Origin of the sequence: Caballeronia sp. LZ001, assembly GCF_031450875.1 — a bacterium.
Lineage (GTDB): Bacteria > Pseudomonadota > Gammaproteobacteria > Burkholderiales > Burkholderiaceae > Caballeronia.
Genome location: NZ_JARTVX010000004.1, coordinates 3,383,564 through 3,408,023, shown reverse-complemented (window position 1 = coordinate 3,408,023; position 24,460 = coordinate 3,383,564). Strand labels below are relative to the sequence as shown.

Sequence of the window (24,460 nt, the reverse complement as noted above, 5' to 3'; positions counted from 1 at the left end):
AGGACTCAACAAGTACGGGAATAGACATCGTGAAAATCGAATCGAACAGCAACATCGCACTGGCTGGAATTCAAGACGCTACGCAACGTGCATCCCAAAACGACGCCAAGAGCGCTTCTAGCGTGGCGCAAGCCGGCACGACCGCCGCGCAGAACTCGAAAGTGAGTCTGTCATCGCTGTCGTCGGGTCTGCGCGCGTCGAACAGCGCCGACGTCGATACAGCGAAAGTCGATTCGATCAAGGCTGCACTGCGCGACGGCAGCTACAAGATTGACGCCGGCAAGATCGCAGACGGCATGCTGAGTTCCGCGCGCGACATGCTGCAAACCAGAACCGCGCCCGCTGGCGCCTGAGTTCTTTCTCCGCCGCGCCCGCTTTCGCTTCGAAAGCAGACGCGCAACGGAACCGGAATTCGACGGCGGCAGGCGCATTGTGAAACCCGCGTTTTTTTAGCGAGCTGCAATGAGAGACGCCCTGCTGTCCACCGTTACCGAAGAAGTCGCCGCCGTTCTGGCGTTCGAAGCCCTCCTCGCCCACGAGGAAAAGGCGCTGATCGCCGCGCAGCCGCTCGAAGCGCTGCCGGGAATCATCGAGAACAAGACCGAGCTGACCGAGCGCATCGCCGCGCTCGAGAAAGATCGCGACGCGCATTTGCACGCGCTCGACCTGCCGGGCGGTTTCGCCGGCATGGAAGTCGCCGCTCAGGGCGATGCGCGCATCGCCGAGCAGTGGGCGTTGTTGTGCGCCGCGGCTCGCCGTGCGCGTCAAGGCAACAACAACAACGGCGTGTTGATCCGCACGCGCATGGAATACAACCGCAAGGCGCTCGCCGCGTTGCAGGTTGCGCCGTCGAAGGCGGGCTTTTACGGGCCGGATGGGCGGTTGCCGGGAGCTTGAGGAATTGTTGGAGGGTTGCATTTGCCGGGTGCGCTTTCGGGCTGGCGCGGCTTGCTCCGCTGGCATTCGGTAAACGACAGCCGTTCTTTCCAACGCTTTCCCGGGCTTCTTGTCTCGATCGGGGCGCACGTCGCTTGGCGCTCCTGGCTGGCGGCCGAGGCTGGTTATCTGTCGGCGGGTTGGTTTTTCGACGCGGTCGCGCCTGATTCGATCGCCAGCTTGCTGACGCCTCTGGCTCTTGCGAAAGCCCGCTGATTTGCAGTCGTTCGAAGCTCCGCGCAGCCTCTAGCCGGGCGGGCGCGGTGAACGATCCGCGCCTTTCGAACAGTCGGCACATGATTCCGCCGAGTGTGCCGATGGTCGCAGCGGCAAGCGTCGACGCTCCCTTTCACCGATAAGCCTCGCACTTCTTGTAGCGTCGGAGCTTGCTTCAGTCCGCTGGCGTCCGACTTTCGGCGAATGCCAACGCTTACATCCGATCGGCGCGGCACATCGCCGGATCAACGCTTCCGCCGCGCGGCGCGTCCGTTCCAACGCCTCTCATCACCCGAATAAACCCCCTTTCCCCGGCCTTATCCGCCGATGGTGGCTCGACGTCCTCCGCAATAATCGCTTTCATCAAGAAGCGGCTTCGCGCCGCGTGCATGGCGATTAACGCAGTCGAACCGGAGTCGAAGCGCGGTGGCAGAAGAAAGCGATCTCGAAAAAACCGAATCAGCCACTCCCAGGCGCCTCGAAAAGGCGCGGGAGGAAGGCCAGGTTGCGCGCTCGCGGGAACTCGCATCGTTCGCGCTCCTCGCGGCGGGATTTTTCGGGGTATGGGGTTTGTCGGGTCCGATCTACGGTCATCTGCAAGGCATTCTGCGCGGCGCGTTCACCTTCAATCACGAGAACGTGCTCGATACCCACCAGATGATGATCGGCGCTGCCAACGCCAGCAAGGAAGGCATGCTCGCCATGCTGCCGGTGCTCGCGCTCACCGCCGCCGCCGCGCTCGCCGCACCCATGGCGCTCGGCGGCTGGCTCATCACCACGAAGCCGCTTGCCCCGAACTTCGGCCGGCTCAATCCGATCAGCGGCCTCGGCAAGATGTTCTCGTCGAACGGTCCGATCCAGCTCGGCATGTCGATGCTGAAAACCGTGGTCGTCGGCGGCATGGCGGGCTCGGCCATGTGGAGCCGCAAGGCCGAAGTGCTCGGTCTTTTGACCAAGCCGCTCGACCTCGCGCTCGCCGACGCCATGCATCTGCTGTTCGTGTGCTGCGGCATGGCCATCGGCGGCCTCTTTCTCGTCGCCGCCGTCGATGTGCCGTATCAGCTTTATTCGCACGCGAAGAAGCTGCGCATGAGCAAGGAAGAAGTGAAGCGCGAACACAAGGAAAGCGAAGGCGACCCGCACGTGAAGGGCCGCATCCGTGCGCAACAACGCGCCGCCGCCCGGCGCCGCATGATGCAGGCAATTCCGACCGCCGATGTCATCGTCACCAACCCGACGCACTTCGCCGTCGCGCTCAAATACGCCGATGGCGAAATGCGCGCGCCGAAGGTCGTCGCCAAGGGTGTGGATCTGGTGGCCGCGCGTATCCGCGAATTGGGCCGCGAGCATAACGTGCCGCTGCTCGAAGCGCCGCCGCTTGCGCGTGCGCTCTATCACAACGTGGAAATCAACCGCGAGATTCCGGGGGCGCTGTACGGCGCTGTCGCGCAGGTGCTGGCGTGGGTTTATCAGCTGCGCCGGTATCGCGAAGACGGCGGCGCCAAGCCGGACGATCCGTCCGATCTCGAAGTACCGAAAGAACTCGACAAGGGCAGCGTCTCCGACGCCGATGCCGAACAAGAAGCCGCCGACGTACTCGGCGCCGATGACACCTCGAATGGAGCCGCAGCATGAACGCGCGCGCTGGATTTTTCGCCAAACGGCCCGACGCGCTCGGCACGCAGAATTTGCGCGCGCTCGCCGGTCCGATCCTGATCTGCATGATCCTCGGCATGATGATCTTGCCGTTGCCGGCGTTCCTGCTGGATTTGCTGTTCACCTTCAACATCGCGCTCTCGGTGATGGTGCTGCTCGTCAGCATGTACACACAGAAGCCGCTCGACTTCGCGGCCTTCCCCGCCGTGCTGCTGTTCTCGACGCTGCTGCGCCTGTCGCTGAACGTGGCGTCCACGCGGATCGTGCTGCTCGAAGGTCATACCGGCCCGGACGCTGCCGGTCAGGTGATCGAATCGTTCGGCCACTTTCTCGTTGGCGGCAATTTCGCCGTGGGTATCGTCGTCTTCGTGATTCTGATGATCATCAACTTCATGGTGATCACGAAGGGCGCGGGACGTATCGCGGAAGTCGGCGCGCGCTTCACTCTCGACGCGATGCCCGGCAAGCAGATGGCCATCGACGCCGACCTGAACGCCGGCCTCATCAACGAAGAAACCGCGAAGAAGCGCCGCACGGCGGTGGCGCAAGAAGCCGAGTTCTACGGTTCGATGGACGGTGCGAGCAAGTTCGTGCGCGGCGACGCGATTGCGGGCTTGCTGATCATGGTGATCAACATCGTGGGCGGGCTGATCGTCGGCATGCTTCAGCACGACATGGACTTCGGCCACGCGGCGACGAACTACACGCTCCTGACCATCGGCGATGGCCTCGTCGCGCAGATTCCTTCGCTCATCATTTCGACGGCGGCGGGCGTGATCGTGTCGCGCGTCGCGACCGAGGAAGACATCGGTACGCAGTTGACCGGCCAGTTGTTCCAGAACCCGCGCGTGTTGATGATCACGGGCGTGATCATCGGCGTGATGGGGTTGATTCCGGGCATGCCGCACTTTGCGTTCATGCTGCTCGGTGGCGGCTTGATCTACGCCGCGCGTTCGATGAACAAGCGCGCCGAAGCGAAGAAGAAAGCCGGCAACGTTACGGACATCACGCCGGTCGCGGCCGCGCCGGTGGAGAATGCCGAAGCGAGCTGGGACGATGTCGCGCTGATCGATCCGCTCGGCCTTGAAGTGGGCTACCGGCTGATTCCGCTCGTCGATCGCAATACGGATGGAGAATTGCTCAAGCGTATCAAGGGCATTCGCAAGAAGTTCGCGCAGGAAATCGGGTTTTTGCCGCCTGTCATTCATATTCGCGACAACCTGGAATTGCGGCCGAACGGCTATCGCATTGCGCTGAAGGGCGTGGAAGTGGGCGTTGGCGAAGTGTTTCCGGGACAGTGGCTTGCGATCAATCCGGGGCAGGTGTCGGTGACTTTGCCGGGCCCGCAGACGCAGGACCCGGCGTTCGGCTTGCCGGCAGTGTGGATCGACACGAATATGCGCGAACAGGCGCAGGTTTATGGCTACACGGTCGTCGATGCCAGCACGGTGGTCGCGACGCATTTGAATCATCTCGTCGTGACGCACGCGGCGGAATTGCTTGGGCGTCAGGAAGTGCAGGCGTTGCTGGATCGTATTGGCAAGGACACGCCGTCGCTCACCGAGGATCTCGTGCCGAAGACCATTTCGCTCACGCTGTTGCAGAAGGTGCTGCAGAATTTGCTCGACGAAAGCGTGCCGATTCGCGACATGCGCACCATTCTCGACGCGGTGCAGGAGCACGCGCCGCGACTTGCCGATCCGTACGAGCTTACGGCTGCGGTGCGCCTTTCGCTCGGCCGCGCGATTTCGCAGCAGTGGTTTCCGGGCACCGACGACCTTCAGGTGATGGGCCTCGATCCAATGCTGGAGCGTGTGTTGTCGCAGGCGCTTTCGACGGGCGCGAACCCCGGCCTGGAGCCGGGGCTTGCGCAGACGCTGATGAACTCGACGCAGAACGCGATGCTGCGTCAGCAGAACTTGGGCTTGCCGCCGGTGCTGCTCGTGCAGCATTCGCTACGCGCGATGCTTGCGCGGTTCCTGCGTCGGAGTCTGCCGCAGTTGAAGGTGCTTTCTTATGCGGAAGTGCCGGATACGCGGAATGTGAAAGTGGTTAATTTGATTGGGGCTTGAGGTGCGGGCCTTGATTCGATAATCAATTAAGCGTGGCGCTGATCAGACTTCGAAGATTGCGCGCATCGAACACAACGGTTTTCCACGTGTAGTAATTCGCGCGTTCGAACTGAATCTTGCCGACCGCTTGTTGCGACTCCGCAATTGCCAAGACCGCGCCCGGCATCTTTTGGGCGCGGTACTGCAAATGAATGATCTCCCCTTCTAGAAGACGCTTCGCGCTTGTCGCGGCAATCACGATGGAAGGCGTGGGCGTATCGATGACATGATCGGCGATCAAGCCACCGGATATCGGCAACTCAACGTCCGACACATGCGCGAGGCCCAAATCGCTTGCAATCTCGTCGATCGCGCATTTCAAGCGGACCGTGAACTCATTGCTACCCTGGCGTTCGGCGCGAGACGTAGCTACGCCATAAAGCTGTTGCGCTGCCTCCGCGACGCGGAACACATAGGGCGCAAGAAGACGTTCGTCGATTGTCGTAGCTCGGATTACTTCGTCATCGCAGAGGCGCGCCGGACTGTCTTGAGCAAACGCTTCCGACCAGCGCTCGACGGCGCCCGACTCGACATCGCCACCCGCCATACTTGCGTGAAAGCAGGCTTCTCCGTTTTCATCGATAACAAAACCGTCGTCGCGAGAACGAATACGCACCACCACGCGATCGCCTGTTCCCGGATATTCGAGCGGCGTAATGACGCGATACACGCCGTTCGAGTCAGCGTGAACTTCGAATAGCGCGCAGATTGTTTGTTTAAGCGTGTCTGCTAGCACAATAAGTCGCCCTGGCCGTCTTGCTCGTTTGAGATCGTGATGCCCGTCGCCTTGCAGAACAGCACGATCAAAGCGCCACGATCATTTTCCGCACGTGGATCGAAACGTTTCGACGACTTAAGGTTAAGCTCCGGCGCGCCCGGCAGCAAGCGGTTCCGATAATCGCTTGTCGTCCGACACGGCACCTTGCAGTGCAAACCCTTATGGCTTGGATGGTAGTGAAACTCGAACAAGGGATAGAGATCGCCCTTCGGCAGCGAGCAAAGCAGATGCGCGTAGAACTCGCGGTCTTCGAGTTGTTCTCCGTCGCGCCAAACGAACAATACGAAGTGGTCGTCCGACACGCGAATGAGTTCGGTGGCGTGAACGCGCGGCCTCGCCATCCGATTAAATGGCTTCGGCCACTTGTTCTTGACCATCTGCTTGAACTTCGGCGAGCCGGTCAGCGTTTTGCGCACTTGCTTATGCGCAGCAAGATCCTGTGGAAGCAAGGCGGTCTCTCAAGTATTTGAACCGACCGCGTCGCACCGAAGGAGCAGTCGATAGATTCGTTTTAGTTCTATCGATGCTAACCGCCTTGCGTGATGGAAACTGCTTCGTCCACCGAATTTTTCAATCGCCCTGACAATTTCTGCTTGGAGCCTCAACACTCCACGATATTCACCGCCAACCCACCCCGCGAAGTCTCCTTATACTTCGTCTTCATATCCGCCCCTGTCTCGCGCATGGTTTTAATGACCGAATCCAGCGATACATAATGCGATCCATCGCCGCGCATCGCCATGCGCGCCGCGTTGACCGCCTTCACCGATCCCATCGCGTTACGTTCGATGCACGGAATCTGCACCATGCCGCCCACCGGGTCGCACGTGAGCCCAAGGTTGTGCTCCATGCCGATTTCCGCCGCGTTCTCCACCTGCGCGGGCGTGCCGCCCATCACCGCCGCAAGTCCCCCGGCGGCCATCGAGCACGCAACGCCCACTTCGCCCTGACATCCCACTTCCGCGCCAGAAATCGACGCGTTCATCTTGTAGAGGATGCCAATGGCCGCCGCCGTCAGCAGAAAATCGATCACGCCCTGCGCATTCGATCCCGGCAAAAACCGATCGTAGTAATGCAGTACCGCTGGAATGATGCCCGCCGCGCCGTTCGTCGGCGCCGTCACCACGCGGCCGCCGACCGCGTTCTCTTCATTCACGGCGATGGCGTAGAGGTTGATCCAGTCCATCATCGATAGCGGATCGCGCAGCGCCTGCTCGGGTTTGCCGGCGAGCGCGCGATACAACACCGGCGCACGCCGCTTCACCTGGAACGGACCCGGCAGATGCCCATCCGCATCCGCATTGCCGATGCCGCAGCCGCGCGCGACGCAATCCTGCATCACGTCCCAGATTCGCAACAAGCCCGCGCGAATCTCGTCCTCGCTACGCCACACGCGCTCGTTTTCCCACATCAGTTGCGCGATGGACTTGCCCGAATCGGCGCACATCTTCATCAACTCATCGCCCGTCTTGAAGGCGTAGGGCAAGTGTTCGATGGCCGTAAGCACCGCCGTGTTCGCCGCGCCCGCCGTCACCACGAAGCCGCCGCCCACCGACAGATACGTCGCCTCGCGCAACGGCTCGCCGCTCGCGTCGAATGCGTGCAGCTTCATGCCGTTCGGATGCTCCGGCAACGCCTGCCGATAGAACGCAATGTTCTCCTTCAGCGTGAACGGAATCTTGTGCGTGCCGAGCAGCGCGAGCGTCCTGGACGTGCGTACGGTTTCGAGGCGCGGCGCGATGGTGCCCGCATCGACCGTGTCGGGGGCATCGCCCATCAAGCCGAGCATGACGCCGCGGTCCGTGCCGTGGCCTTTACCCGTCGCACCGAGCGATCCGTACAGCTCGCATTTCACCGATGCCACCGCGTCCAGCAGCCCATCGCGTTCGAGCCCTTGCGCGAACATCAGCGCGGCGCGCATCGGGCCCACGGTATGTGAGCTCGAAGGTCCGATGCCGATCTTGAAGAGGTCGAATACGCTGACTGCCATGAATGCTCCTTGCTTGAGCTGCTTGAGACGGGATCATCGCGCCGGCAACGGCAGACACACCGCGAGCCACGCAGGCGGCGTCGGCGCGAGCCGCAACGCCACCGGCGCATAACGGCCGTCGAGACGCGCCGCGAGATGAAAGAGTTCCGCCGAGTTTTTCGGGTCCCACTGACCCGAGAATCCCGGCAATCCGGCCTCGCGACGCTTGGCATCGAAAGACACGGTCGAATGCACGAATTCGTCATGCGTGCGGGTGCCGAGCGCATACGGGGTAAGCCAGTTGAGCGCTTGCGCGAGCGTTGCGCCCGACTGCGCGCGCTCCGGCAGCCAGTTGCGGTTATGCCGTCGCGCGGCCAGCGCCGCCGTCACGAGCGGCTGAAGATCGTAGGTGACGTAGCGCAAGGCATCGCGTTCGGCGAAATCGACGGTCGATCCATCCGGCGCGATGTTGTCGCCGATATGCTCGACGAACAGCCGCTGCGCCGCGTTGATGAGCTTGCGGTCGTCGATGGTGAATGCGCCCATCGCCACCAGCTTCACGCGATGACTCTGCCAGTTGTTCCGATACGTGCCCGTGAGCGGGCGCTTCTGCTTGTCCATGTCGGCGACGTAGCCCGTCACCATCTTCGTGATGAACGCGTTCGCCGCGTTGCGCGTCTTCACCGGCAACGCGCTCGCGGTCAGATCGTAGGCGAGGATCAGCGACTCGAAGTTGGTCTCGTCGATCGGATTGAAACTCGGCTGATACGTTGTCGTCCACGCAAACAGAAAGCGGTCGACGAGACGCAGATAACGCTCGTCGCCGGTCGCGCGCCAGGCGAGCGCGGCATCGCGCATCAAGCCGAGATCCTTTTCGGCTTCGATGCTCCCGTCGCGTATGCCTTCGTGCGGCAGCGTGCCTTCGGTATGCAGTTTCGCGAGTGGCTTCGGCTGGTCGTTGACGTGCGATTGCACCATCTGCACGAGCGCCTTCACGCCGGGATCGGCATTGGTACGCTCGCTCGTCTGCATGGCGGGCGCGGCGCAGAAATTCATCGCCGCATGCGCGGACGGCGCGGCGCAAGCCAACGCCCACAGCATGAATCGCGCGGCATGGAAGCGCTTCGTCTCGTTCACCTCTCGCACCCTTGTCGCCATATGAACTCCCTGTTTTGGCTTTTGGTCCGGGGTGAGATGTTAGCCCTTCTGACTCGCGCTGCAAAACCGCCCGACAATGCTTGACGTTTCCGGGCAGTTGCGCGGTTTTGATCGATTACTCGTCCGTGTACTCCGAGATTGGCACGCACGAGCACATCAGATTGCGGTCGCCATACGCGTTATCCGCGCGGCCAACCGGCGACCAATACTTGCGCGTCACGAGCGACTTCAGCGGATACGCCGCCGCTTCACGCGTGTACTTGTGGTCCCACGTATCCGAGGTAACGACCGCCGCCGTGTGCGGCGCGTTCTTCAGCACGTTGTCTTCGCGATCCGCGCTGCCTTCTTCCACCGCGCGAATCTCGTTGCGAATGGCGATCATCGCGTCGATGAAGCGATCCAGCTCTTCCTTCGACTCCGATTCGGTCGGTTCCACCATCAGCGTGCCGGGCACCGGAAAGCTCATCGTCGGCGCGTGGAAGCCGTAGTCGATCAGACGCTTGGCCACGTCTTCCACCGAGATGCCGCTCGATTCCTTGATCGGCCGGACATCGAGAATGCATTCGTGCGCGACGAGCCCGCCCGGCCCGCTATACAGCACCGGATAATGCGGCGCGAGGCGCTTCGCGACGTAGTTGGCCGCAAGAATCGCGCTTGCCGTGGCGGCGGTGAGACCTTCCGCGCCCATCATCGCGATATACATCCACGAGATCGGCAAGATCGCGGCCGAGCCGTAAGGCGCCGACGATACCGCGCCGATGCCCGCGTCATCGCGCTTGTAACCGGTCGAAGCCTGATTCGGCAGAAACTTGGCCAGATGCGCGCCAACCGCGACCGGACCCACGCCCGGTCCGCCGCCGCCGTGCGGAATGCAGAACGTCTTGTGCAAGTTCAGATGCGAGACATCGCCGCCGAACTGGCCGGGCGCGGTGAGGCCGACCATCGCATTCATGTTCGCGCCATCGACATACACCTGGCCGCCGTGCGCGTGCACGATCTCGCAGATTTCGCGGACGTTGCGCTCGAACACGCCATGCGTCGACGGATACGTGATCATGATCGCCGCGAGATTCGCCGAATGCTTTTCGGCCTTCGCCTTCAGGTCTTCGATATCGACGTTGCCGTTCGTATCGCATGCAACGACGACGACCTGCATGCCCGCCATCTGCGCCGAAGCCGGATTCGTGCCGTGCGCGGACGCCGGAATCAGACACACATTGCGATGCCCTTCGCCGCGCGACTCGTGATACGCGTGAATGATGAGCAAGCCGGCGTATTCGCCCTGCGAACCGGCGTTCGGCTGCAACGACACCGCCGCATAGCCGGTGCACGCGACGAGCATCTGTTCGAGCTGATCGATCATCGTGCGATAGCCGACCGTCTGTTCCGCAGGCGCGAATGGATGAATCTGCGCGAACTCGGGCCACGTGACCGGCAGCATTTCGGAGGTCGCGTTGAGCTTCATCGTGCAGGAGCCGAGCGGGATCATCGTGCGGTCGAGCGCGAGGTCCTTGTCCGCGAGACTGCGCAGATAGCGCAGCATTTCGTGCTCGGAATGATGGCGATTGAAAACCGGATGCGTGAGGTATTCGCTCGTGCGCTTGAGATCTGCGGGCAATGGATCGGCAAGCGATGCATCGAGTGCGTCGATATCGAACGTCTCGTTCTTGCCCGCGACTTCGGCGAACAGCGCGAAGAGCTTCGTGAGATCGTCGCGCGTCGTGGTTTCATCGAGCGACACACCGACGCGATTCACGCTCACATGACGCAGATTCACATGCGCGGCGTAAGCGGCCTGATGCAGCGCGTTGGTGCTCGCGCCGCTTTCGATGGTCACGGTATCGAAGAACGTGTCGTTGGTCAGCGCGTAGCCGAGCTTTCGCACGCCCGCCGCGAACACCGACGCGACGCGATTCACGCGCAGCGCAATGGTCTTGAGACCCTGCGGGCCGTGATAGACCGCGTACATGCTCGCCATGATCGCGAGCAGCGCCTGCGCCGTGCAGACATTCGACGTCGCCTTTTCGCGGCGGATATGCTGTTCGCGCGTTTGCAGCGCGAGACGCAGCGCGGAATTGCCTTGCGCGTCGATAGTCACGCCGACGAGACGGCCCGGCATCTGACGCTTGAATTCGTCGCGCACGGCCATGTACGCCGCGTGCGGACCGCCGAAGCCGACCGGCACGCCGAAACGCTGCGTATTGCCGATAGCCACGTCCGCGCCCCATTCGCCTGGCGGCGTGATGAGCGTGAGCGCCAGCAAGTCGGCTGCGGCGATCACGTAACCGCCCGCCGCATGCACCGCTTCGGCGAGCGCGCGGTAGTCGCGAACGTCGCCATTCGCGCCGGGATATTGCAGCAGCACGCCGAATGCGTTCGCGCTCGCGGCATCCGCGGCCGGTCCCACGTGCACGTCGATGCCCGCCGGCTTAGCGCGTGTCTTCACCACTTCGATGGTCTGCGGCAGCACGTCGTCGGCCACATAGAACAGGTTCGATTTCGGCTTGCCGACGCGTTGCAGAAGCGTCATGGCTTCGGCGGCGGCGGTGGCTTCGTCGAGCAGCGACGCGTTCGAGATGGCGAGACCCGTGAGATCCATCACCATCTGCTGAAAGTTCAGAAGCGCTTCCAGACGCCCTTGCGAAATCTCGGGCTGATACGGCGTATAAGCCGTGTACCACGCCGGATTTTCCAGCACGTTGCGCAGAATCACGCCCGGCGTGTGCGTGCCGTAATAACCCTGGCCGATATACGTGCGAAACACGAGATTCTCGTTCGCCAGCTTGCGCAGCGACGCGAGCGCTTCCGCTTCGCTTTTCGGCTGCGTGAACGCGCCGAGCGGCAGCGTTTCCTGGCGGCGGATCGATTCCGGAATCACCGCGTCGATGAACGCCGCGCGCGATGCGAACCCGAGCGCGTCGAGCATGGCGCGCTGGTCGGCATCGCCGGGACCGATGTGCCGTGCCGCGAATGCGTCATGGCATTCGAGCGCGGCGAGGGACAGGGAGGTGCGGTTCATCAGGTGATCCGGATGTTCGAGCTTCATGTGAATTCCTGCAAAGCGGCCGGTTGGAAACGCAACCGCTTTCGTCATTGAGATGAGTTATTCGCCGATCGACTTGCCGTAGCCTTCGGCGTCGAGCAGCTTGTCGAGACTGGCGTCGGCGGCCGGCTTGATCTTGAAGAGCCAGCTTTCGTACGGTGCGCCATTCACCGAATCCGGCGACGAAGTCAACGCGTCGTTCGCGGCGACGACTTCGCCCGACACCGGCGCGTAAATATCGGATGCCGCTTTCACGGATTCGATCACCGCGATGGCGTCGCCCGCCGCGACTGCCTTGCCCGCCGCGGGCAGTTCGACGAACACGATGTCGCCCAGCGCTTCTTGCGCGTGATCGGTAATGCCGATGGTCAGTGTGCCGTCGGATTCGGCGCGGACCCATTCATGCGATTCGGTATATTTCAGATCGGCCGGGATGCTCATTGGATGCTCCTTGCGTAATTCGTTCGTGGGATTCGTGATCGGATGGCGCGCGCCACGTTCGTCCGCTGTCGGGCCTCAAAGGCTCACGAGCGTCTTGCCGTTGCGCACGAACGGAAGTTTTACCACGCGCGCGGCAACTTGCTTGTCGCGGATGAGCACTTGCACCGTATCGCCGATCGCCACTTGCGTCGGGACGCGAGCGAACGCAATCGACTCCTGCATCGACGGCGAAAACGTGCCGCTCGTGATCTCGCCTTCGCCGTGCGCCGTGACGACCTTCTGATGCGCGCGCAGCACGCCAGCCGCACGCCGGTTCTCCTTGATGAGCACGAGCCCGACGAAGTTCGACTGCGAGCCGTTCGCTTCGAGCGCGGCGCGGCCGACGAAATCGCGCGGGGTTTTCAGGTCGACGGTCCAGGCGAGGCCGGCGTCGAGCGGCGACACGGTTTCATCCATGTCCTGGCCGTAGAGATTCATGCCGGCTTCGAGACGCAAGGTGTCGCGTGCGCCGAGGCCTGCGGGCTTCACGCCGGCTTCACGGAGCGCGTTCCACAGCGCTTCCACGTTCGTGGCGGAAACCACGATCTCGAAGCCGTCCTCGCCCGTGTAGCCGGTGCGCGCGAGCATCAGTTCGCCGAAGGGCGTGGTTGCGAACTTCGCCGCATTGAAGGGTTTGAGCGATTCGGTTTCGGCGCGCGTCTGCGGCAGCACTTGCCAGACCTTTTCGCGTGCATTCGGACCTTGCACCGCGATGATGCCGAAATCGCCGCGCGGGCGGATCGACAGATCGAAACCACCTTCCGCGTTCAGTTGCTGGAACCACGCGATGTCTTTATCCGCCGTGCTCGCGTTCACGACCACGCGGAAACTCGTTTCGGAGAAGTAGTAGACGATCAGATCGTCGATGACGCCGCCGTCGGTCTTGAGCAGGCACGAATACAGTGCGCGGCCGGGCGTCGTCAGCTTGTCGACGTTATTGGCGATGGCGTGCAGAAAGAAGGGCCGAACGGCGTCGCCTTCGAAATCGACGACGCGCATGTGCGATACGTCGAACATGCCCGCGTCGGTTCGGACGGCGTGATGTTCGTCGATTTGCGAACCGTAGTTGACGGGCATGTCCCAGCCGCCGAAATCGACCATGCGCGCGTTGAGCGCGAGGTGGGCGGCATGCAAGGGCGTGTGTTGAAGAGCGGTCATCGGGGCCTCGGTTCGCGAAACAAAAAAGGCCACGCAGCGCGCAGATATCTGCCTTCGCCGCGGACTATGCCTTTGCTCGCTGAATTTCAGCAGCGCAAAGCGCATACCGGCTGGCGGTTGCGATGCGTGACCCCTCTGTCCTCGGTACCTGAGAGATTGCGCGGATCAAAAAAATCCGTCGCGCGCCCCTTCGGTGGGCTGCTGACATCGTTCGATGCCGCTGCCGCTCTCCAGAGTGCGAAAAAATTGCCCGAAAGGGCGATTTCTTCGACGCGGCCGGTCCTTTTGCCTGAGAGTTTGTGGGTGTGCCCCTTCGGCGGCGCGGCTCGCTTGGCGATTTTGGAATCGACAGAAGCCACGCGCTCTCCCGACGCGTGCGGCCGAATTTACGCGACCGAATTGGGCTTGTCAAACGGATTCGGACGGGGCTGAGTGTGCGGTGGAGCGGGTTGTGGCTGGCGACGATGCCTCGCCATGCGTCGGCCTCAGAACGTCGTTGACAGGGTCGAGTTGATTTGCCCCTGAAATGCATCGGTTTTCGGCAAGAACGCCAGACAGTTCGCGACGAGGTCGGTGGCGTCGTGCTGACTAAACGGCTCCGTGAGATGGTAATCCGCGTGCGTACGCACTTTTTTTAGGTCGATGAGCACGTAGGCCAGCGCGCGGCCTTTGTTCCCTACGGTCATGAGCCGATTTGTCAGCCGTTCATGTTGACCGGCAACCTCGCGCGTTGACGGCAAGCAGGCGTCCGCCACGGCAAGCGTTTTGTGATAAGCGGCGTAATAAGCTCGCGACGCGCCGGATCGCCATTCACATTCGCTATTGCCTGCCGACAACTGCTGCGCAAGATGCAGAAGATCGGAAACCTCGATGCTCATTGCACCACCTCCATTAGCGCACTGCGGGAGGCAAGCGCACTAAGCGAACCAACAGGGCGACAGACGAAGGTAATCACCTCTGGGTACGCGTTATCGAAGGTCGTGGTCAATGCCTCGGCAATCGCAAAGTTGACGTTTCCACACTGGCTTGCAGTTTCGTCGACATAAAGCTCGTATCTCGTTGTGTCGTCGTAAATCATCAACCTGCTGCCGCGAATCATGCAGCCCTGCGAGCGGATTGCTTCGACCGCCGTTTCCAACAAAGCAAGCCGTTGCTCGGCATCGACGCCGCAACGAAGAAAGATCTGTGCCGTCGCTTCGATGTCGCGCGGTAGCTCCGCATCGCCTTCGGCAACGGTTGCATTGAGATCATGAGCAAGCATGACTGCCGCCGCCTCTTCGACCTGCAGCGCCGTGACGAATACACGCGCTGCCTTGATCCGGCCTGTCGGGTCGCTACGCTGCGTATCGGCGAGCAAGCGCGCGTAGTTCACCGCCATGCGCGGCTCTCCGAGATCGCACATTAGCGACGCCACATTGGTCAGAATGGTGACGTCATGCCTCACCAATGCCTGCGCGGCTTCGGAGCAACGAACGCATTCGTCGCGATCACCACGGAGGAACGCGGTGAATGCGAGTACGAGCCAACATATCTCAGGACGTTCGCGGCCCTTGCTCAAGAACGCAAGCGCTTCTCGCTCGATGCGCCTTACCTGGAATTCGTTGCTCTGCGCCGTGATCACCATATCGATCAGATCGCATAGCCATTCTGTTGCAACAGCTTTCGGGACATTCAAGGGAACGCACTCCGGATATTCGTTTGCGGTCGATTCGAAATATTACCGCCTCGATCGCGCCAGGCGTTTGTCTCTTTATTGTGAATTAAATGCCCCTGCTGGAAGGCACGGAATTATTGCCGCAATCGTTCGAGTGAGCGCAAAGGCCGCTTCGTCAATGTCGAACAAACTCCACCCGCCGCCCTTCCTTTTCACTCTGAATAGCCAACTCGATGATCGCCATCACGTCCACCGCATCCTGCGGCTTAACGGGGAACGGTTTGCCGTCCAGCACGGCCCCCGCTAGCGCCCGATAAAACTCCACATACGCTCCGTCGCGGGTGGCGAAAGCCTGACGCAGATCGTGATCGCCATCGACTTCGCGCAGCAAGCCCGGCGGGTTCTTGCCGAATTCCGAATGCCCCGGCCGCATGCCGGAGCGCAGTTGATCTTCCTGCACATCGAGCCCGCTCTTCACATAGCTGCCGCGCGTGCCGTGAATCGTGAAACGCGGCGGATCGAGCGCCGCGAGCGCGCTTGCATGCAGAACGACTTCCTTATCCGCATAGCCGAGCACGAGATGCACGTAATCCGGCGCATGCGCGTGGTCGCGATGCGCCTTCACGAACGCCGTCACCGTCGCGGGCGCGCCGAACAACGTCAGCGCCTGATCGATCAGATGCGGCCCGAGATCGAACAGCAAGCCGCCGCCGCGCGATGCTTCCTCACGCCAGCGCTGCGGCACTTTCGGACGAAAGCGGTCGAAATGCGATTCGTAATGCGTGATGCGCCCAAGCCGCCCGCTTTCGATCAACGCGCGCACGGTCATGAAATCGCCATCCCAACGGCGATTGTGGAACGGCGCGAACAGAAGCCCGCGCGATGCGGCGAGATCGGCGAGCGTGCGGGCATCGCGCGAGGAAAGCGTCACGGGTTTGTCGACGACCACATGCTTGGCCGCCGACAACGCGCGATGCGCGAGGTCGAAGTGCGTGTCGTTAGGTGTGGCGATGACGATGCAATCGAGCGCGTCGATGGCGAGGAGCGCATCGAAATCGGCGACGATCCGTGCATCGGGATAATCGGCCTCGGCGCGCTCGGCCTGGCTCGTCGCGATGGCCGTTACCTCCGCGCGGCCGCAGTGTTCGATGACCGGCGCGTGAAACGTCGCGCCCGCCAGACCATAGCCCATCACGCCGACTTTCAGTTTTGAACTCATGCTTGGCGTCCTTTGAATCGGTAATCCGGCTGGATATTGTGGCATGTCAGTTGGACGCGGCGCGCTCGATGCGTTGTTCACGGCGGCGTCACGATCATCCGCCGATTGACGGACGATGGTCCCGCTTGGCGACAAGACGCAATCGCGAGCGCCACCCATCGTCCAAACGAACGAGGGCCAAAACCCGTCGCGTTCTATCGTGTTAACATCGCGCTCTCGCGCATTTTTTGCGGTCGCACGCGCGTCGCTGCGATGCGCGCAGTCCATCAGGCACCGGCGCCGCCGCGAGCCTCAACTCAAAGTCCAAAACGATGTCCGCAGGTCTGAACGCCGCGCAAAGCGAAGCCGTGCGCTATCTCGACGGTCCCTGTCTCGTGCTCGCCGGTGCGGGCAGCGGCAAGACGCGCGTGATCACGCAGAAGATCGCGCATTTGATCGAAGGACGCGGCTTCGAGCCTAGGCACATTGCCGCCCTCACCTTCACCAACAAGGCCGCGCTCGAAATGCGCGAGCGCACCGCGAAGCTGCTCGAAGGCAAAACGCTCACGACGCCCGGCAAGGAAGGCCGCAAGGTGCCCGTGAATCAGTTGACCATCTGCACGTTTCACTCGCTCGGCGTGCAGATCATGCGTCAGGAAGCGGAACATGTCGGCCTTAAACCGCAGTTCTCCATCATGGATTCGGACGATTGCTTCGGCATGGTTCAGGAGCAGCTCGGCACGACCGACAAGGGCTTGATCCGCAAGGTGCAGTCGATCATCTCGCTGTGGAAGAACGCGATGGTCTCGCCCGATCAGGCGTCCGTGCTCGCGAACAACGAAGACGAGCATCAGGCGGCGATTGTTTATCGGAGCTACGCGGCGACCTTGCATGCGTATCAGGCGCTGGATTTCGACGATCTCATCCTGCGTCCCGCGCAACTGTTCGCCGAAAACGAGCAGGTTCGCGATAAGTGGCAGAACCGTCTGCGATATCTCTTGATCGACGAGTATCAGGACACCAACGCCTGTCAGTACGAGTTGTTGAAGCTGCTGGCTGGTCCGCGCGCCGCCTTCACCGCCGTGGGCGACGACGATCAGGCCATTTACGGCTGGCGTGGCGCCACGCTGGAAAACCTCGGACAGTTGAGCAAGGACTTCCCGAAACTGCATGTGGTAAAGCTGGAGCAGAACTATCGCTCGACGGTGCGGATTCTGACAGCGGCGAACAATGTGATCGCCAACAATCCCAAACTGTTCGAGAAGAAGCTCTGGTCCGAGCACGGCATGGGCGACAGCATCACCGTGACCGGTTGCAATGACGAAGAGCATGAAGCGGAGTCCGTCGTGTTCCGGCTGTCGGCGCACAAGTTCGAACGGCGCGCGGCGTTTCGCGACTACGCCATTCTGTATCGCGGCAACTTTCAGGCGCGCATCTTCGAACAGGTTTTGCGGCGCGAGCGCATTCCGTATGTGCTGTCGGGCGGGCAGTCGTTTTTCGACCGCGCCGAGATCAAGGACATCATCGCGTATTTGCGGCTGATCGCGAATCCCGACGACGATCCCGCGTTCATCCGCGCGATCACGACGCCGCGTCGCGGTGTCGGCAACACGACGCTCGAAGCGCTCGGCGCGTTCGCCGGCGCGGCGAAGGTGTCGCTCTTCGAGGCCGTGTTCATGGGCGGTATCGAGGCGCGCTTGTCGGCGCGGCAAGTGGAACCGCTGCGCACTTTTTGCGAGTGGATTCGCAGGCTGTCGGACCGCGCCGCGCGCGAACCGGCGAGCACCGTGCTCGACGACATGATGGAAGCGATCCACTACGAAGCGTATCTCTACGATGCCTACGACGAACGGCAGGCGCAATCGAAGTGGCAGAACGTGCTCGAATTCTGCGAGTGGCTCAAGCGGAAGGGCACGAAGCCGGAGCCATCGGCGGAAGCGGAACAGACCGGGTTCGATACGGCCGACGGTCTTTCGGATGACGGGAAAAATCTGCTCGGCCTGATTCAAACCGTCGCGCTGATGTCCATGCTCGAAGGCCGCGATGAAGATCCGGATGCGGTGCGGCTATCGACGGTGCATGCTTCGAAGGGGCTCGAATATCCGCACGTGTTTCTGGTGGGCGTGGAGGAAGGCATCATGCCGCATCGCGGCAGTTCGGACGATGACGCGCCAGTGGATTCCGCGCGTATCGAGGAAGAACGGCGGCTCATGTATGTGGCGATCACGCGGGCGCAGCGCAGCCTGCATCTGAACTGGTGCAAGAAGCGCAAGCGCGCGCGGGAAACGGTGGTGTGCGAGCCATCGCGCTTCATCCCCGAGATGCTGCTCGACGATGCACCGCCGCCGACGGCCGACGAAGCACCGTTGTCGCCGAAGGATCGGATGGCGATGTTGAAGGCGATGTTGCAGAAGGGGTGATGAGCGCTGCGCGCTTGGCAGTCTTGAAGCGCGTCGAGCGTATGCGTGAGATTTTCTGCGCTTCAAAGCTGCAGACGCGGTCCCGGTGGCTACGGTCGAACGACAAGCCGGCTAACTCCTCGTTCGGCGAATATCGCGTTGTAAAAGCAAAGCCCCGCGACGCTCACACGCACGCAGGGCTTTTACCGCCGCCATTCACTTCGAAGCATTCACCATGTAATCGACGGCGGCTTTCACGTCCGCATCGGATGCGTTCGATCCGCCTTTCGCCGGCATCGCGCCCTTGCCGTGCAGCGCGTAGTTGTAGACGGTGTCCATCGGATCTTTCAAGCGCGGCGCCCATGCTTCCTTGTCGCCGAACTTCGGTGCGTTGAGCACGCCGGCCGCGTGGCACGCCTGACAAACCTGCTCATAGAGCGCCTTGCCGGCTTGCGATGCATCGGCGCTTTGCGCGCCCGCTGCCGGAGCAGCCGCCTGCGGCACCGATGCCAGCGCGGCGACTGCCGCCGCAGCCTGAGCGTTCTCCGTCGAACTCGCGCCAGCCGCCGCGCCGGATGCTCCGGCTGCGGGAGCCGCGGCGCCTGCCGTTGCGCCAGAAGCGGGTTGAGCCGGTTCGGGGAACTTGGCGCCGCCGTCGTTGGCCATGTAGACGACTGCGCGAGCGATTTCGAAGTCACTATAGTCGTCAGGGCTCGTGCCGCCGCGCGCGGGCATGGCGCCCTTGCCGTTGAGCGCGTTATGCAGAAGCGTGTCGTAGCCTTCGCTGATGCGCGGGGCCCAGGCGCTGGCATCGCCGAACTTGGGCGCGCCTGCGGTTCCTGCCGCGTGACAGGCCGAGCACACGGCCTTGAAGACTTGTTCGCCGGTCTTGTAGACGCGTGGCGCGTTGGCGTCGCGGATATCGACTTGAGCGGCCGGTGCAATACGTTCCTTGACCGAAGCTTCGAGGTCGGTGCCGGCGCCGGTGCGAGTCGAGTTATTCACATAGACCGCGAGCAGGATGATGATGGCGACCGGTATACCAAACCCCGCGATCACCGCCGCGATGAGTTGGCCGGGTGTTTTTATTGGGGCTCCGTGGGGTGCTTCGCTCATGCTTGTCTCGTCTCCCGTTTTTTCTAGGTGAGTCGGTTCAGTGACAGCGTGTGGCTACCGCGAGTGCCCTCCTTCTGTATGAGGGCACGGTCGATTATAGACGGAACGTTTAACGCAGGGCGTGGGCCGCCTGCTTTGGTTTCACGCGCGTTTACCCGAACCGGCGCGGGTTCCGAGCTTCCACGAAAGGCGCTCGCGCAGGCCGCGCGATGGACGGATTCATCGAAAACAGGTATTCTCTCGGATTCGCATGGGTCTTGCAGACGCTTCTCCAGCGTCCCCCGCAGCCAAGATCCTCGTCAACGCGCCCGTAGCTCAATGGATAGAGTACTGCCCTCCGAAGGCAGGGGTTGCTGGTTCGATCCCAGCCGGGCGCGCCAAGCTTGACAAGGGTTTCCGCCCGATTAGCTGGCTCAAAAGCAAAGGCGATCGTTGAGCAGGGCCGCACGAGGGCCGATCATGGACTTTCGGCTGCGGCTTCTCTATCTGCCCACAGGACGCGTGGATTGGGATGCGTATAAAGGTGACGAAAGATATCTTTCGAATTGCCGTACTTGCAGCAATGATCTCAGGGGCCGTTTGCTGCCGATACTTTCTCGCTGAGGTTTCGTCCCATCGACACGCTTTGCAATCGCTGGCTGCCGAGCAAGCCAAAACAACCGTCATGGCCGAACAACCAAGATAGACCGTTTAGGGCGTTCTGGTTGGCAATTGTCCTCGAATCGGGGGTACGCCTAGGTAAGGTCAGCTTGGCGGCATATCGATGCTGCTCGTCTCGCAGGTGAGATCGACATGCTCACGTCTCGCATAATCGGGCAACACGGCGGTCACGTGAAACGCCGCGTCACCATGGACGACGCGCATGCCCGCCTTCACATCTGTGCGATAGCGAATGCGGATGCTCGCCGTGCCCATCGAAATGTTTGCGTTGGACGCCATCATCTCTTTGCCGCTGAGCATGCGGATGTTTGCGGGCACCGTCGCTACTTCCTCCCAGCGTATTTCAAAATCCTGTGGTTTCGCCTTGGCACGCCGTTCGATGCGCACCGTCCGGTTGAGTGAGCCAGCTCTGAGCATCACGCCACCGCCGGATCACGAAAGCGCATAAGCAACGACTCGACCGCCGGGCTGATTGGACTTGCGCCGCCCTCGCGATCGGCGTACAGGTGCCCCAGCACGAGCAGCACAGCCGAGCGAACCGGTCCCGGCACTGTGCTCGGCGTCAAATCGCTCTCGACTTTCCACTCCTCAGGCGCGGGCTTCTTCAGATAGTCGATCACGATGTCGCTTGCCGCGCTGATGAGGTCGTTGATGGCAGCGTCATCCTCACCGAGCGAGACGCGCAAATGTGCACAGGCACGCGTGATCGACACCAGCGGCTTACTCGGGCTCGTTGCCATCGGTCGGCTCCTCGTTCGGTTCGGTGCGCGCGGCCGTGCTGCTTGGCGCGGGCTGCTTGTCGCGCGCGGCCAGCGCCGAGAGCGCGAAGTTCTGCTGCTGGAGATAGGGCGTGTCGCCGCCTGCGACCGGCGGCAGGTTCTCGGCCGCGCGCGCCTCGTTCGGCATCATCCACCCGCCGCCCACCGCTTTGGAATGCGCGTCGTAGCGTGCTACCGGGTCCATGCGCAACAGATCCCGCACATCGACCTCAAAGCCTTGCCCGTCTGGCACGTCAAGCCCCTCGTCCAGGCAAAGCTCGAGCTCCTCGATCGGCGCTTGCAGACAGTCGGTGTAATAGGACTGCTCAAGCGCGCCGATGTTGGCCGCCGTCTTCGAGCCGGTCGGGTCCGCACCGATCTTGTAGAGCGGCACGTGATAGCAGCGCGCGACATCCTCCACCGCCCATTTGAGTTGCTCGATGAGCTGTGCGTCGATGGCGCTCATCATGACGGTGGCGTATTTCAGGCCGTCCCCGACGACGGCCACGCGTCCGGCGTTCTCGCCGCTGTAGTTCGTTTCCCACTGCGTTTTGAGGCGGTTGGCGGTCTCATCGCTGATCTTGCCGTCGGTCGAGAGGATGCCGCCGGGGCGCGACAGGTTGCCGAAGAACTTGCGGCTGTTGAACTGGATACGGTTGCCCATCGTGCCGGCGGCGGCCGCCGCCACGATAGGCGACACGCCAATGAGCGGATGCCATGGGCAAATGCCCCGATCGTGGATGATTTCGCAGGCGGGAACCGTGATTTGCTCGGGCAGGCCTCTGAGCGCATCCGTGCCGAGTTGGTAAAACACCGCGCCGCTTGTGGCCACCAATGGCCGCACGCGCGTCGGATCAAGCACGTACATGGCAATAACATTGCGCATCGCGTCTCTCATTAGCAGCACGTAAGCGTTGCCAAAGAGTAGTTTGGAGCTTTGCCACGCCTTGATGAACTGGATGCGGTTCTGATACGGATTCGGGCGGCGCAGTGGCGTCGTGAAACGCGGCGCACGGTAATCCTGCCAGATCACGCCCTCGCGCCTGACGTAGCGCACGCCAAGCTTGGCGATGTCCGAGGCGATGCGATCGACGCACGCGTAGACGGCCGAGAAGGCCAGCAGATTCTCTCGACAGTCGAGCGTTTCGCCGGATTGCCACGCGCCCGCAAACGCCTCGCGGATCATGCCGATAAAGCTGTTTGCGCCGACCGGGACAGCTTGCGCGCTGTGCACTGACCGGGCCGAGACGACCGAGGCGCGAGGAGCCGACTTGTTATGCCACGGAAACAGGCGCATCAATGATTCCGCTTAAGCCTTGGGCGCGCCGTACTTCACGCCCGTGATGTACTGGACAGCCTGCGTGCGGCGGCGCTTCCAGTTGATGAAACGCGCGGCCTTCATCGCAACGAAGCCGTTCTGCCAGAGCGAGACGAGCTGCGTGGCACCGCCCTTAGGCCCGCTTTCCATCTCGACCGACGCCTCGCGGCTCGCGTCGAGCGTCACATCACCATCGTCAGCCAGCAGGATTTCCGACGCATTGGCGAGAATCATCATGTCGCCGGCGGTTTGCGAGAGCAGCGCAGGAAGCCCGAAGAAGGTGCCGCCCGCCATCGTGAGGCCCGGGAACTCCGGTTGCGCCAGCGCGTTGTGCATCATCGAGAGCGCCAGCGCCGTGCTCTCGGACATGACCCAGACCGCCTTGGCGACCGATAGATTGGCCGCGATGAAGGCGTCGAATGCGGCCTTCACGTCCGCGCGCACGGCCGCCGCATCGACGCCTGATGCCTTGATCGGGTTCAGGTCATGCGTGATGGACGCGGGCGAGACGCCGTACTCCCCTTCGGCCTTCTTCGGATCGATGAACTGGCCGTCAAGAAAGCCGCCCACCGTTGCGATCAGGTCTTGCTGAACCAGCGCCTCGGCGCTAGGGCTTGAGAAGCGCACCAGCTCCTCGGTCATGACCACCAGACCCGCGACCTTCGAGTGGCCGAGCGAGGTGGTGTTAAAGGCCAAGGAGGAGACAGGCGTGGGCTTGCCTTCTCCGACCCAGTTGACCGAGGAGCCCGTGACCTGACCGGGCACCTTGATGTTGAACGGCACGCGCCGGAAGTGCTCGATGCGCCCGACAATCGTGGCCGGGCGCAGCAAGTCGATGAATTCGCTCGCCATGCTCTGATACTCCACCAGCGGCTTGGCCCACGCCGGATCGGTGGTGGTCCCCGCCTGCACCGCCGCCTTGAGCACCAACTCGACCTCAGGCGTCGAGTCCTTCCACTCCTTGGCGATCTCGACGGCCTGCATGACGTTACCCTTGGAGCGCATCAGCGCGATGGCGTAGCGTGTAAAAGCCGTGCCCTTGGCTACATTTGGCTTAAGCATGATCGGGGCGTGCGAGGCGGGGCCGCCCGAGACCGGCACGGCCGACTTCGCTTCAAGGGCTTGCTGCTCCTTGAGCCGCACCTCGTGAGCGTCCAGCGACTTCAGTTCAAGGCCGAGCTGGTCGTATTCGGCCGACTCGTCGTCATTGAGCGTGCGCTCGCCCTCGGCAGCGGCCGCGTCCATAAGCGCCTTGCGTCGTTCGAGGTGGGCGGCGCGCCGGGTGGCGACAGCCTTGAGTCGTTCTGCGATGGTCATATCGGTTTCCTTGGGGCGAGATGCGCTCAAGCGCACGACGGGCATAGCCCCGTGTGCGCTGTCATGCGATTTGATGGTTTGAATGGCGGCGTCGGCGCTCGCCGGGATGGTGACGGCACTGATTTCGAAGAGCTCGCACGCCTTGATGAGAAAGCCCCCGGTTGAGCGGTCGAACTCCGCGTCGATGGGACGAAAGCCGATCGACAGTCCCGGCACGAGCCCCGCCTTGATTAAGCTGTAGGCCTCGTCGATGTAGGCCGCAGTCCCCGCGGGGGCGATGCTTGCCTCGACTTCGACGCCCGCCTGGGTCACAGTCAATTTCGTCACGGTGCCGATCGGCCGACGCGGGTCGTGCTGCCACAACAGCGGAAACGGCGTCTTGAACTGGATGCCATCCGGCACGACAACATCGCCCACGCGATCAGGAGTAGGCGTGCTGGCGATACCGGTGAGGGTGCGGGAATCCTCGTCGAGGCGTTTGACCTGAAGTCGGGAGAACGCTTTATTCGACGGTACGGGCGTGTTCTTCGCAACG

Annotated in this window: 22 protein-coding genes, 1 tRNA gene and 2 riboswitches; of the genes, 8 read left to right on the top strand and 15 right to left on the bottom strand. The window is 62.2% G+C overall.

Annotated elements, in window-relative coordinates; translation table 11 throughout:
- Positions 1-29 precede the first annotated feature (29 nt).
- The 5 genes from flgM (at position 30) to flhA (ending at position 4,880) form a co-directional block, all read left to right on the top strand.
- The gene (gene flgM / locus P9292_RS26870; RefSeq protein WP_244826562.1) at positions 30-353 is read left to right on the top strand and encodes a flagellar biosynthesis anti-sigma factor FlgM; all 324 of its coding nucleotides are present in this window, start codon (positions 30-32) and stop codon (positions 351-353) included.
- A gap of 109 nt (positions 354-462) precedes the next feature.
- On the top strand, positions 463-897 hold the full coding sequence (locus P9292_RS26865) for a flagella synthesis protein FlgN (RefSeq protein WP_250466048.1): 435 nt from the start codon (positions 463-465) through the stop codon (positions 895-897).
- Positions 898-918: 21 nt separating this feature from the next.
- Entirely contained in the window at positions 919-1,152 is a 234-nt protein-coding gene (locus P9292_RS26860) for a hypothetical protein (protein WP_309962099.1), read from the top strand.
- A 426-nt stretch (positions 1,153-1,578) separates the two neighbouring features.
- Positions 1,579-2,787: a flagellar biosynthesis protein FlhB gene (gene flhB / locus P9292_RS26855; protein WP_244826564.1), complete on the top strand. Its 1,209-nt coding sequence runs from the start codon at positions 1,579-1,581 to the stop codon at positions 2,785-2,787.
- Positions 2,784-4,880 carry a flagellar biosynthesis protein FlhA gene (gene flhA / locus P9292_RS26850; RefSeq protein ID WP_309962098.1) on the top strand — a complete coding sequence of 699 codons (2,097 nt, stop codon included), beginning with the start codon at positions 2,784-2,786 and terminating at the stop codon, positions 4,878-4,880. Before flhB ends, flhA begins: the two co-directional genes overlap by 4 nt.
- Positions 4,881-4,902: 22 nt before the next feature.
- On the opposite strand, the gene P9292_RS26845 is transcribed toward flhA, so the two are convergent.
- The 9 genes from P9292_RS26845 to P9292_RS26805 all read right to left on the bottom strand — a co-directional run bounded on the left by P9292_RS26845 (position 4,903) and on the right by P9292_RS26805 (position 14,883).
- Positions 4,903-5,589, bottom strand: coding sequence for a hypothetical protein (locus P9292_RS26845; RefSeq protein WP_309962096.1), 687 nt, complete (start codon positions 5,587-5,589; stop codon positions 4,903-4,905).
- A gap of 59 nt (positions 5,590-5,648) precedes the next feature.
- Positions 5,649-6,146, bottom strand: a complete 498-nt coding sequence (locus P9292_RS26840) for a hypothetical protein (RefSeq protein ID WP_309962094.1) — start codon at positions 6,144-6,146, stop codon at positions 5,649-5,651.
- A 152-nt stretch (positions 6,147-6,298) separates the two neighbouring features.
- Positions 6,299-7,687 (bottom strand): L-serine ammonia-lyase, encoded by a 1,389-nt coding sequence (locus P9292_RS26835; protein ID WP_309962092.1) that lies wholly within the window; start codon positions 7,685-7,687, stop codon positions 6,299-6,301.
- A gap of 33 nt (positions 7,688-7,720) precedes the next feature.
- Positions 7,721-8,767, bottom strand: coding sequence for an alginate lyase family protein (locus P9292_RS26830; RefSeq protein ID WP_309964205.1), 1,047 nt, complete (start codon positions 8,765-8,767; stop codon positions 7,721-7,723).
- Positions 8,768-8,939: 172 nt separating this feature from the next.
- On the bottom strand, positions 8,940-11,870 hold the full coding sequence (gene gcvP / locus P9292_RS26825; protein WP_309962091.1) for an aminomethyl-transferring glycine dehydrogenase: 2,931 nt from the start codon (positions 11,868-11,870) through the stop codon (positions 8,940-8,942).
- 57 nt (positions 11,871-11,927) lie between these two features.
- Entirely contained in the window at positions 11,928-12,308 is a 381-nt protein-coding gene (gcvH, locus tag P9292_RS26820) for a glycine cleavage system protein GcvH (protein WP_244826571.1), read from the bottom strand.
- 75 nt (positions 12,309-12,383) lie between these two features.
- Positions 12,384-13,505, bottom strand: coding sequence for a glycine cleavage system aminomethyltransferase GcvT (gene gcvT / locus P9292_RS26815; protein ID WP_309962089.1), 1,122 nt, complete (start codon positions 13,503-13,505; stop codon positions 12,384-12,386).
- 125 nt (positions 13,506-13,630) lie between these two features.
- Positions 13,631-13,749: riboswitch (glycine riboswitch) on the bottom strand.
- A 22-nt stretch (positions 13,750-13,771) separates the two neighbouring features.
- Positions 13,772-13,885, bottom strand: a riboswitch (glycine riboswitch).
- 105 nt (positions 13,886-13,990) lie between these two features.
- Positions 13,991-14,383: a hypothetical protein gene (locus tag P9292_RS26810; protein ID WP_309844857.1), complete on the bottom strand. Its 393-nt coding sequence runs from the start codon at positions 14,381-14,383 to the stop codon at positions 13,991-13,993.
- Complete coding sequence (locus tag P9292_RS26805; RefSeq protein WP_309962087.1) at positions 14,380-14,883, bottom strand: hypothetical protein; 504 nt, start codon at positions 14,881-14,883, stop codon at positions 14,380-14,382. The genes P9292_RS26810 and P9292_RS26805 overlap by 4 nt, the downstream gene beginning before the upstream one ends.
- Before the next feature lie 57 nt (positions 14,884-14,940).
- Between P9292_RS26805 and P9292_RS26800 the strand changes: the two genes are divergently transcribed.
- A complete protein-coding gene (locus P9292_RS26800) occupies positions 14,941-15,147 on the top strand; it encodes a hypothetical protein (RefSeq protein ID WP_309962085.1) in 207 nt (68 codons plus the stop codon).
- A 187-nt stretch (positions 15,148-15,334) separates the two neighbouring features.
- Here the strand turns inward: P9292_RS26800 and P9292_RS26795 are convergent, their stop codons facing one another.
- Positions 15,335-16,378, bottom strand: coding sequence for an oxidoreductase (locus tag P9292_RS26795; RefSeq protein WP_250509653.1), 1,044 nt, complete (start codon positions 16,376-16,378; stop codon positions 15,335-15,337).
- 311 nt (positions 16,379-16,689) lie between these two features.
- On the opposite strand from P9292_RS26795, the gene P9292_RS26790 reads away from it, so the two are divergent.
- Complete coding sequence (locus tag P9292_RS26790) at positions 16,690-18,777, top strand: UvrD-helicase domain-containing protein (RefSeq protein ID WP_309962082.1); 2,088 nt, start codon at positions 16,690-16,692, stop codon at positions 18,775-18,777.
- Positions 18,778-18,972: 195 nt separating this feature from the next.
- On the opposite strand, the gene P9292_RS26785 is transcribed toward P9292_RS26790, so the two are convergent.
- Positions 18,973-19,872, bottom strand: coding sequence for a cytochrome c5 family protein (locus tag P9292_RS26785; RefSeq protein WP_244826577.1), 900 nt, complete (start codon positions 19,870-19,872; stop codon positions 18,973-18,975).
- A 304-nt stretch (positions 19,873-20,176) separates the two neighbouring features.
- Between P9292_RS26785 and P9292_RS26780 the strand changes: the two genes are divergently transcribed.
- Positions 20,177-20,252, top strand: a tRNA-Arg gene (locus P9292_RS26780).
- Positions 20,253-20,616: 364 nt separating this feature from the next.
- Here P9292_RS26780 and P9292_RS26775 read toward each other — a convergent pair.
- From P9292_RS26775 to P9292_RS26760, 4 genes are read right to left on the bottom strand one after another with little or no spacing between them, the layout of a single operon-like run.
- A complete protein-coding gene (locus P9292_RS26775; RefSeq protein ID WP_309844867.1) occupies positions 20,617-20,919 on the bottom strand; it encodes a phage head closure protein in 303 nt (100 codons plus the stop codon).
- A gap of 29 nt (positions 20,920-20,948) precedes the next feature.
- Entirely contained in the window at positions 20,949-21,272 is a 324-nt protein-coding gene (locus tag P9292_RS26770) for a head-tail connector protein (RefSeq protein ID WP_309962080.1), read from the bottom strand.
- Positions 21,253-22,587, bottom strand: coding sequence for a phage portal protein (locus P9292_RS26765; protein WP_309962079.1), 1,335 nt, complete (start codon positions 22,585-22,587; stop codon positions 21,253-21,255). The genes P9292_RS26770 and P9292_RS26765 overlap by 20 nt, the downstream gene beginning before the upstream one ends.
- 12 nt (positions 22,588-22,599) lie before the next feature.
- Positions 22,600-24,327, bottom strand: a complete 1,728-nt coding sequence (locus P9292_RS26760) for a phage major capsid protein (protein WP_309962077.1) — start codon at positions 24,325-24,327, stop codon at positions 22,600-22,602.
- Between the last annotated feature and the right edge of the window lie 133 nt (positions 24,328-24,460).

What these genes read in the sequence shown, in the direction of transcription:
- P9292_RS26810 (WP_309844857.1), bottom strand. Translation starts at nt 14,383, where the DNA reads ATGAGCATCGAGGTTTCCGATCTTCTGCATCTTGCGCAGCAGTTGTCG.
- P9292_RS26790 (WP_309962082.1), top strand. Translation starts at nt 16,690, where the DNA reads ATGTCCGCAGGTCTGAACGCCGCGCAAAGCGAAGCCGTGCGCTATCTC.
- P9292_RS26785 (WP_244826577.1), bottom strand. Translation starts at nt 19,872, where the DNA reads ATGAGCGAAGCACCCCACGGAGCCCCAATAAAAACACCCGGCCAACTC.
- gcvH (WP_244826571.1), bottom strand. Translation starts at nt 12,308, where the DNA reads ATGAGCATCCCGGCCGATCTGAAATATACCGAATCGCATGAATGGGTC.
- flhA (WP_309962098.1), top strand. Translation starts at nt 2,784, where the DNA reads ATGAACGCGCGCGCTGGATTTTTCGCCAAACGGCCCGACGCGCTCGGC.
- P9292_RS26800 (WP_309962085.1), top strand. Translation starts at nt 14,941, where the DNA reads ATGCCTCACCAATGCCTGCGCGGCTTCGGAGCAACGAACGCATTCGTC.
- gcvP (WP_309962091.1), bottom strand. Translation starts at nt 11,870, where the DNA reads ATGAAGCTCGAACATCCGGATCACCTGATGAACCGCACCTCCCTGTCC.
- P9292_RS26805 (WP_309962087.1), bottom strand. Translation starts at nt 14,883, where the DNA reads ATGGCGGTGAACTACGCGCGCTTGCTCGCCGATACGCAGCGTAGCGAC.
- P9292_RS26765 (WP_309962079.1), bottom strand. Translation starts at nt 22,587, where the DNA reads ATGCGCCTGTTTCCGTGGCATAACAAGTCGGCTCCTCGCGCCTCGGTC.
- P9292_RS26770 (WP_309962080.1), bottom strand. Translation starts at nt 21,272, where the DNA reads ATGGCAACGAGCCCGAGTAAGCCGCTGGTGTCGATCACGCGTGCCTGT.
- P9292_RS26835 (WP_309962092.1), bottom strand. Translation starts at nt 7,687, where the DNA reads ATGGCAGTCAGCGTATTCGACCTCTTCAAGATCGGCATCGGACCTTCG.
- gcvT (WP_309962089.1), bottom strand. Translation starts at nt 13,505, where the DNA reads ATGACCGCTCTTCAACACACGCCCTTGCATGCCGCCCACCTCGCGCTC.
- P9292_RS26795 (WP_250509653.1), bottom strand. Translation starts at nt 16,378, where the DNA reads ATGAGTTCAAAACTGAAAGTCGGCGTGATGGGCTATGGTCTGGCGGGC.
- P9292_RS26830 (WP_309964205.1), bottom strand. Translation starts at nt 8,767, where the DNA reads ATGCTGTGGGCGTTGGCTTGCGCCGCGCCGTCCGCGCATGCGGCGATG.
- P9292_RS26865 (WP_250466048.1), top strand. Translation starts at nt 463, where the DNA reads ATGAGAGACGCCCTGCTGTCCACCGTTACCGAAGAAGTCGCCGCCGTT.